At 61.3% G+C, this 6,491-nt stretch carries 3 protein-coding genes and 3 pseudogenes; 3 read left to right on the plus strand and 3 right to left on the minus strand.

The annotated features are described in order from the left end of the window. Nucleotides 1–465 precede the first annotated feature (465 nt). Nucleotides 466–2,772 (plus strand): two-partner secretion domain-containing protein, encoded by a 2,307-nt coding sequence (locus tag AWB81_RS39430; protein WP_062643683.1) that lies wholly within the window; start codon nt 466–468, stop codon nt 2,770–2,772. A gap of 738 nt (nt 2,773–3,510) precedes the next feature. On the opposite strand, the gene AWB81_RS39435 is transcribed toward AWB81_RS39430, so the two are convergent. Then, a complete protein-coding gene (locus AWB81_RS39435) occupies nt 3,511–3,786 on the minus strand; it encodes a hypothetical protein (RefSeq protein WP_062643685.1) in 276 nt (91 codons plus the stop codon). 737 nt (nt 3,787–4,523) lie between these two features. Between AWB81_RS39435 and AWB81_RS39440 the strand changes: the two are divergent. Together AWB81_RS39440 and AWB81_RS39445 are read left to right on the plus strand one after the other, a co-directional pair. Next, nucleotides 4,524–4,619 (plus strand): annotated as a pseudogene (locus AWB81_RS39440) (helix-turn-helix domain-containing protein); the annotation flags it as partial. A gap of 354 nt (nt 4,620–4,973) precedes the next feature. Continuing rightward, complete coding sequence (locus AWB81_RS39445; RefSeq protein WP_235026158.1) at nt 4,974–5,876, plus strand: alkaline phosphatase D family protein; 903 nt, start codon at nt 4,974–4,976, stop codon at nt 5,874–5,876. Between the two features lie 193 nt (nt 5,877–6,069). Here AWB81_RS39445 and AWB81_RS39450 read toward each other — a convergent pair. Continuing rightward, a pseudogene (locus AWB81_RS39450) lies at nt 6,070–6,240 on the minus strand (IS30 family transposase); the annotation flags it as partial. A gap of 39 nt (nt 6,241–6,279) precedes the next feature. Then, nucleotides 6,280–6,491: pseudogene (locus AWB81_RS47710) on the minus strand (IS4-like element ISCku4 family transposase); the annotation flags it as partial.

A 6,491-nucleotide genomic window follows, 5' to 3' on the forward strand; every position in this document is an offset into this window, starting at 1 on the left:
GGGCACCGCCGAACGAAAGAGGCGGCAACAGACAAACCGAACCTACTGCTACCGCGCCACATCTCGACTCTACCGGCTGCGGAAGTTCGGTCCCAGCGGAGGCCCGTATGCAGCCATCAGCGGACCCCGCAGAGCGGTGATCTGGTTTGCGCACGACGCGAGGCACCGACTTGGGCCCCGCCAGGCCGAAAATTTTCCCTTGGTGTCGGCGGACGCGTGCTGAAGAGTCGAACAAAAACCCGCGTATTGTGACTCTGTGAGTCGGCAGCAAACTACGGGTCAGGCCTAAGCTCGGTTGTAGATACGGACTCGCCAGGCTCCGCGATGCGTCCGATCGTGCTATAGCGGCGCGTGCCCAAACGGTTGCGCGCACACGCGAACCGATGGGGTTGAATTCACCTGAAATCCTCCTATGCTCAGGAACGTCGCCGGCAGGCCCGTCCGTCGCGCTGAGTAGGAGGCGTCATGCGATCCGTCCCATGCATCACCTTCACGTCGACGACGCGAGCGCTGCTCGCGCTGGCGATCGGCGCTTTGGCCGCACAGGTCCGCGCAGCCGGGCCGTTGCCGCAGAACGGTCAGTTTGTTGCCGGTTCGGGTGGCATTACCTCCACCGCAACGCGGGTCGACGTCACGCAGAGCACGCCGCGCGGCGTAATCGACTGGCGCAGCTTTTCTATCGGTCGCGGCAACAGCGTCCATGTCGACAACGGTGCGGGCGCCACGCTCGCGCGCGTGACAGGGGCAAACGCGTCGGACATCGATGGAACGCTCAACGCCACAGGCAGCTTCTATCTCGTCAATCCGCAGGGCGTGGTGATAGGCCGTTCGGGGGTGGTGGCGACCGGTGGCCGGTTCGTGGCGTCCACGCTCGATACCGGCAACGACGCCTTCATGGCCGCCGGCCCGCTCATGCTGACCGGCTCGAGCAGCGCGGCGGTCGTGAACCTCGGCAGGATCGGGTCGAGCGGCGGCGACGTGTTCCTCGTCTCTCGCGCCTGCACGAAAAACGCAGGACGCATCGATGCGCCCGAAGGCACGGCGGAACTGGTCACCGGCAAGCAGGTGCTTATCCAGGACTCGTCGAGCAACAGGCAGGTGTTCGTCGAAGCGGGTACACACGGCAGCGTAGTGAACGAGGGTTCGGTCCGCGCGGCGCAGATCCGACTCGAGGCGGCCGACGGCAACGTGTATGCGCTCGCCGGCCGTCACGCGTCGCTGCGGGCGACGGGCACATCCCTGCGCGACGGTCGTGTATGGCTGGTCGCGCCAAGAGGCGATGTCGAGCAGCATGAGCACGTTGTCGCGAGTAACGCGGACGGCACCGGCGGAAGTGTGGAAACCACCGCAAAGACGCTGCAACTGGCCGGGACAAGGGTCGATGCGCAGAGTTGGACCATCGGCACCGACGAGTTCGCCGCCGGGCCGAATAACGCGAAGGCGCTCGCGGAAAGCCTTTCCAACGGCACGTCCGTCACTGTGAATGTCGGCGGCAGCATCGACATGGTGTCTTCGCTGCGCTGGACCGGCGACGCTTCGCTCGCGCTCAACGCGGGGCGCTCGGTCGCGCTCGGTCCGCTCGCGACGATCTCGAACCGGGGCGCAGGCAGCCTCACGCTACGCGCGGATGCGAAGGGCATCGACAATCACGGCAGCGTGATCAATGCGGGCACGATCGACTGGTCGCGAAGCACGGGCACCGTGGCCGCGCTCTACGACTCGAACGGCACGTTCGAAGCAGGAAATATCCGCACGAACTGTGACTGGAGCCCCGCGCCGTTCAGCGGACTAAAGACGCAGGTGACGGCTTACCAGCTCATCAACTCGATTGCCGAACTCGAGAACATCTCGCAGAGCCTCGCTGGCAACTATGCACTGGGGCGCGATCTGACGGCGAGCGGCGTCTTCACGCCAATCGCATCGACAAGTGCCAAAGGGTTCGGCGGCCAGTTCGACGGCTTCGGGCACACGCTCGATGGCTTGATTTTGCAGGGCGCATACGACGGCAGCCGACCGTACCTCGGGCTCTTCACCAACATCGCCGCGTCGGGGGTGGTGCGAAACTTCTCGATAACCAACGCCTTTGCTGCGACAGGCAATAGCGTGACCGGGCTGGTCGCGGGTCAGTCGGCGGGCCTTATCGCCAATGTCAGCACAAACGGCAGCCTCGAAACCGCAGAAATCGGCCAAGGTGCGATCGCGGGCGTCGTGGGCGTCAACACGGGCACCGTCGCGCGCGCCACGAGCGACGTCTCGATGTACGCGCAAGGAGGCATGGGCGGCATCGCGCTCTCCAATGAAGGGCTCATCGTACAGTCGTCGGCCCATGGTGATTCCGGCGGTGGCTCACACGCGGGAGTGGGCGGCATCGCGCTCACCAACGGCAAAGCCGGCGTGATCCGCCAATCGTATGCGACGGGCGGTGCGGGCGGCGTGACCAACGGCGGCATCGCTGACGAGAATGACGGTCTCATCCAACAGTCGTTCACGACGCTGGCAATGCCCAACACGCTGCCGCCCGGGTACATAGGCGGGATAGCGTGGAACAACACAGGTCACATCACGAGCGACGTCTACTGGGACAAGCAGCTCACGCAGCAAGACACCGGTGTCGCCCTCGGGATGCAGATCCCCGCTGCGAACGGTCTTACGACCGCGCAGATGAGCGCGCGGTCGAGCTTCGCGCCGAGCTGGAACTTCGCTCCGCACGGGACCTGGACGTTCGTGCCTGGCGTGCTGCATCCGGTATTGCAATGGGAGGTGGCAAACTGAGTATTCGGTCTGGCTTTGTCGCCGTAAAGCATGTCACTAGCGGCAGCCATCGCGCCGCCTTGAGTAGTCTGTTTCTTTGCCCAATTCTCGATTGTTCCACCGGCATCCCGAGGCGAACACGCACCGCGTGACGAACTTCGGCCTTGATGGCCAATCTTAGCTTCGAAGGCACTATGGTCAGCAAGCTCGACTTCTGACACCGCCGCCGCAGGGCACACCGCGGCCGTCGCGCGCGCGTGCCGTATGACTCTGGCGATAGACCCTGCGTCGAGCTTGCGCGCTAGTCGCGCGTGGCTCCGGAGCCTGCTGACGGAGGGGTGGCCTCGTCGGAGAGCTTGGGGCTTAGTTGCACGACGTTAGTCTTGCCTTCGCTCGAGCCAGGAGATGAGGACGGCACGATCACCGCCGGCGGGGTCGGCGCTAGCGCGGAGCCCACAAGGAATCCAGTGGACGTAAGGAAAATCGCGGCGGACAACACAAGGGCCATTTAGTGCGCCTCTTCGGTGCCGGTGACTTGGGCGACGACCGGCCCGTTCGTTTTCTAACTTCTACATCGTAGGTCAAAATCGACGGCGGCACCGTCTTCTTCGACGAAGACCAATGTGGCGGAAGAGGGTACCGGGACGGTATTGGTTGGCTTCGGGACTCAGAGAGAGGACCTCGAATTCCGCGTCATCTCGTCATCTCGTTGGAAGCAGCATCGAGATCCGACGGCGCGGATTCCCACGCACTTCGAGGTTAGCGAGAGGTCGCCATCTCAAAATGAATGTGGTGCGCCGGATTTGGAATCCACTCTGGTTGAGGTGAGGTCCGGCGGTCGATCTCTGCCATTCCGTAAGAAAGGGCGAAGCGCTGGGCCTCAAGCGGGCAAGGAAAGTCGCCAAGCACGCCGGTAGCGCGCCGGACACCATCGGGCGCGCCGATGATTAGCATCGCCGCAAACATATTGTCGTCCTGCGCGATGACCGGAATTAGTGCGTAACCCTTGTATGTGAGTTCGGTGAGTGGGGCCATGGTCTTCTCTCAGACAATGCTCAGCGGGACGCTGCCATTGACGGCATACATGCATTATCGGAAAGAATAACTTGGATGTAAAGTTTTATTGCAGACATAATTACCTGTGTCTGGCGGGGACAACGCGCACCGGAAGTGCGCGTGGCTATCCCAACTTCGCCAGGGTCCAAGGCACTCGAAACCGGAAGAGTTCAGGCCTCCTTGGTGCAGTGTCAGTACGGAGTATCCGTGGCCCTGATATGACATTTTCGAGACCTGATAGGGCGGTGCCCCGCTCATCGATCCGTCTTGGAATCGGTCTGTCGTCGTTGCTCACGGCAGGCCGCATCTCGGATATCTGTTCAATCGCTAGAAGCGCGCTACCGATGCGCGAATTGCTTTGCTCCGTGTTGTCAGCGCATCTGGACCCCGGAAAATTACCGGCCGTTGGAGCCCGAGCTTCGCAGCAAGTTCACACGTTGTTTTCTCGAACGCTGTCGAGGCTAACAGTTCACCAAGCCCGCAACGCTCTGAGCGATCTTTGCTGTTTCATCTCACTTGCCGAAATACGCTTGAGGCGGCAGCGGCGACTATGAATTCGCCCGATTGACAGCTTCGCGAGTGGATGCCGGTGACACATTCATTTCGCGGACGTCGGCTCCTTCATGTAGAGGGACGAAATGGGCCTAGTAGTCCATCATGAAGCCCGGTTGGGAAGTTCATTTCGCTAACGGTGACACATTTAATTTTATCTACAGTTCAAGGTGAAGAGCGCCGCGAACTATGTTGCGAGTGTGCTCGGAATGGGGCGCGCCACCGTATATAAGCATCTGAAGGAACTCCGCGGCGGATAGCGTCGGAGAGCAGGCTTGCGAATAGCTTTCATATAGGCGTTCAGGCGCTTCAGCCGGCGACGCAATAGGAACTGCGGATCACCGATCCGGGCGGGGCACCGCTTTGTGATGTGTGGCCGCTGAAGACGTTTCCCTCGCCGGACGCGGCGCCGGAGCGCATGCGTATTCTGGCCTACACCTGCGCCGGTGGCTACGACGGCCCAAGTTTGCACGGCAAGACGTTCTTTCTGGACATGACCGCACGACGAAAGCTGCTCGCTCGCGCCATGTCGTTCCAGCCGGACGCGGTGATTGCGAACGGAGATCATATCTACTGGGACGCGAAGCCTCGCTCAATAAGCCGTCGCGAAGTTTGTGCAGGAGCAGATCTGGCCGAAGTTCGGAGGTGCGCTCGACGCCAGTGTGCCGATGCTGCACCCGCGGAACGCCGCCATCTTCACCGCTATGTGTGACTACCAGATTCCGGGGCTATATGGTGCGACGCTGAGATCGACGCCAGCGTTCTTTCTTACCGATGACCACGACAACTTCGAAAACGACGAATTCGATGCCAAAGTTGCGACCATGCCGCCGGATACCTATGGCACCCTCGGCGCCGAGCAGACCCAGTGGCTGTATTACCCGGAGTTCCTACCCGACCGGAACCGAGCTGTATGGCTCCCGGGAGGCGACAAGATATGGGCGCCGGTCGATACGAACATCACCTTCGGCACATTACGTTACGGCAACCTGTTGGAAGTCGTGCTCTACGACTGCAGACGGTACGCCGACTACAAGGGCGAGCACACCAAACTCTTTCCGCAGTGGACTGAGGACTGGATAGTCGCGCGCACACGAGCGCAGGACACTGCGCATTTTTTCCATGCGCCGTCGCTGCCGTTCGCGTGGTCCTCGGGCATGCTGGGTGACTGGTATCCGGACCTGCTCGACGACAAGGCTGGCCGACTGGTCCTGTATGAAGCTGTGTGGCAGCGCGGGTGGTTCGCACAACACCAGCGGCTGATAGAGGCCCTCTCCTCGCAAACAAGGCGCGCGGCGATCGTAGTTCAGGGAGATATGCACGCATCGGCCGCCGGCAAGATGACGCGCTCGGGCGAACTGACGCTGGCCAGTCCCGTGCACGCCATACCGGGTGGAACGCTAGGGACGGGGGACATTCCCTTCCCGTCCTCCTGCCGCGGCATTGGAGGGCACTGGTTGGCATTGATGAAGCGCTCAAGCCAACCGAGAAGAATGGCTTCACCATCATCGATGTGACGCCGGAAAAGATAACGTTCACGATGTTCATGTGGCGGCCACCGCAGCCGGTCGAGGATATTGACACGATGCAGCCCGCGCGTGTTTACGAGGTGCCACGGAAAGTATGAGCGTCGCGTTCGCGAGTGGACATTTGAACGTCGGCTGAAAAGCCAAAACCGGGGCGGTTTCAAACTGAAGTGCAACAGAGGTTTTAGTGTTTAGCGTCTGGAGGTTGGCTCGCTGAGGCAAGTGTTGCAGCGAAGACCTCGAACGGCGAGTGGAACGCGTGAGTTGCGCGCGGCCGGCTGTTCAAGCTATCGGCGATAGCATCGAGTTCGTCCTGACTGTAGACCGACAGGTCGGTGCCTTTGGGAAGGTACTGATCCAGCTCAAGAGTGCCGAGTTCGGCACAGTCTTGGGGTTATGTGGCCAGTCGGAACATCTCGAAGGTGTCAGGGTCCTGCCTTTCGGCGATGAATTTCGCGAAGAAATTGGTTTTGGCGCTATTCACGAGAAATTCGGGCAGGCATTGTCGTAGTGCACTGGCGACAACCAACTCCGATGGAGGGATGCCGGGACGGATGGTGCGCAGCCAGGATCCAAAGGAACTCCAGACGAGTGAAGGGAATACCG

The sequence above is a fragment of the Caballeronia arationis genome (genome assembly GCF_001544975.2).
Lineage (GTDB): Bacteria > Pseudomonadota > Gammaproteobacteria > Burkholderiales > Burkholderiaceae > Caballeronia > Caballeronia arationis.